Origin of the sequence: Ramlibacter sp. (assembly GCF_035706265.1) — a bacterium.
In the GTDB taxonomy this organism is placed as follows: domain Bacteria; phylum Pseudomonadota; class Gammaproteobacteria; order Burkholderiales; family Burkholderiaceae_C; genus Ramlibacter.
This window is the reverse complement of sequence record NZ_DASSVG010000165.1, coordinates 1-2,073: the sequence shown is the minus strand read 5'-3', so window position 1 is coordinate 2,073 and position 2,073 is coordinate 1. Positions and strand designations below refer to the sequence as shown.

Here is a 2,073-nt window from a genome sequence, read left to right as displayed (position 1 = left end):
GTCTTGTGCTTGGCGGCGCCGTCGTAGTTGCAGGTGATGGTGCCGGCGCCGACGTTGACGTTGGCGCCGACCTCCGAGTCGCCGATGTAGCTCAGGTGGTTGGCCTTGGAGCCCTTGCCCAGGCGGCTCGCCTTCACCTCGACGAAATTGCCGACGTGCACGTCCTCCGCCAGGCTGCTGCCCGGACGCAGGCGCGCATACGGGCCGAGCCGGCAGCGCGCGCCCACCGCGGAATCCTCGAGGTGCGAGAAGGCCAGGATCTCGGTATGCGCGGCGACCGAGACGTTGCGCAGCACGCAATTCGGGCCGATGCGCACGCCGTCGCCGAGGGACACGCCGCCCTCGAAGACGCAATTGACGTCGATGGCGACGTCGGCGCCGCAGACCAGCTCGCCGCGCACGTCGATGCGCGCCGGGTCCGCCAGCGTCACGCCCGCCTCCAGCAGGCGCTCGGCCTGCAGCTTCTGGTATTGCCGCTCGAGCTGCGCGAGCTCGCGCCTGGAATTCACTCCGGCGACTTCCCACGCCTGCGCCTTGACGGCGGTCACCGGCACGCCCTCGCCCACTGCGAGCCCGACCACGTCGGTCAGGTAGTACTCCTGCTGCGCATTGTCGTTGGTGAGCTTCGCCAGCCACGCGGCCAGCCGCCTCGCCGGCAGGGCCATGAAGCCGGCGTTGATCTCGCTCAGCGCCAGCTCCTGCGGCGAGGCATCCTTGTGCTCGACGATGCGCGCGACCCGGCCCGACGCGTCGCGCACGATGCGGCCGTAGCCGGCCGGGTCCTCGAGGTCCGCCGTGAGCACGCCGACGCCTTCGCGCCCGGCGGCGGCGAGCCCGCGCAGCGTCTCGACGCGCACCAGCGGCACGTCGCCGTACAGGATCAGCACGTCGGCCTGCGCGGAAAGGAGCGGCATGGCCTGCTGCACGGCATGCCCGGTACCGAGCTGCTGCGCCTGCAGCACCCACTCGACCGCCGGGCCCGGGAAGGCAGCGCGTACTTCCTCGGCGCCGTGGCCATGGACCACCACCGTGCGGGCGGGCGACAGCGCGCGCGCGGCCGCGAGCACGTGGCCCAGCAGCGGCCGGCCGGCGAGCGGATGCAGGATCTTGGGAAGCTGCGAGCGCATGCGCTTGCCCTGGCCCGCCGCCAGCACGATGATTTCCAGTGCCATTGCCGCGCCGATTCTAGCGTTTTCACCTAGACTGCGTGCGTGGCGCAGGAGTATTTCGAGATCACCTTTCGGCTCATCGCGGCGCTCTTCGCCGGGGGGCTGATCGGCCTGGAACGCAGCCATCGCGGCCGGCCGGCGGGCTTTCGCACGCACGCCCTGGTGTGCCTCGCCTCCAGCCTGCTGATGCTGGTGACGGTCTACGAGTCGCACTGGTTCTCCGTCTCCCTCGAAGGCGGCAGCCGCGCCACCATCGACCCGACCCGCCTGGCGCAGGGCATCATGACCGGCATCGGCTTTGTCGGCGCCGGCGCCATCATCAAGGAAGGCTTCTCGGTGCGCGGCCTGACGACCGCGGCCTCCATCTGGATCACGGCCGCCATCGGCATCCTCACCGGCATCGGCTTCTACCTCGCCGCGGCGATCGGCACGCTGCTCGCCCTGGGCACGCTGTCGCTGTTCCGCTGGGTCGAGGCGCGCGTGCCCACCGAGTCCTATGCCACGTTCATGGTGCGCTTCAAGCGCGGGGCGGCGGTTACCGAGGAGGACCTGCGCAAGCTGCTCCGCGCGCACGGCTTCGCCGTCTACAGCATGAGCTACCGGCTGCATGGCGAGGTGGAAGTGCTGGAGTACCGCACCGTGATCCGCACCATGCAGCCCACCAACCTGGCCAGGCTGTCGCACACGCTGAACGGCGACGCCCGGGTCCTGGAATACCGCATCGCTCCGGCCAGCGAGTAAGTGCTCGACGCCGACCTCGCCGCGGCCTTCGCCCAGGTCGCGCTCGCCAACGTGCGGCGCGAGTACCCGCGGCGCCTGGACCAGCTCCTCACCGCGCCGGACACCGAGTGGCGCCCGCGCGTGCTGCACCCGGCGTTTTTCGGCAGCTACGACTGGCACTCGG

At 70.9% G+C, this 2,073-nt stretch carries 3 protein-coding genes; 2 read left to right on the top strand and 1 reads right to left on the bottom strand.

The annotated features are described in order from the left end of the window. A partial coding sequence (glmU, locus tag VFM98_RS06400; protein ID WP_325109072.1) for a bifunctional UDP-N-acetylglucosamine diphosphorylase/glucosamine-1-phosphate N-acetyltransferase GlmU occupies window positions 1-1,166 on the bottom strand: 1,166 nt, incomplete at its 3' end. Window positions 1,167-1,211: 45 nt separating this feature from the next. Here glmU and VFM98_RS06395 point away from each other — a divergent pair. Beyond that, window positions 1,212-1,910, top strand: a complete 699-nt coding sequence (locus VFM98_RS06395; protein ID WP_325109071.1) for an MgtC/SapB family protein — start codon at window positions 1,212-1,214, stop codon at window positions 1,908-1,910. Next, window positions 1,911-2,073 (top strand): DUF2891 family protein (locus VFM98_RS26165; RefSeq protein ID WP_414708991.1); only part of this gene is annotated, 163 nt, incomplete at its 3' end.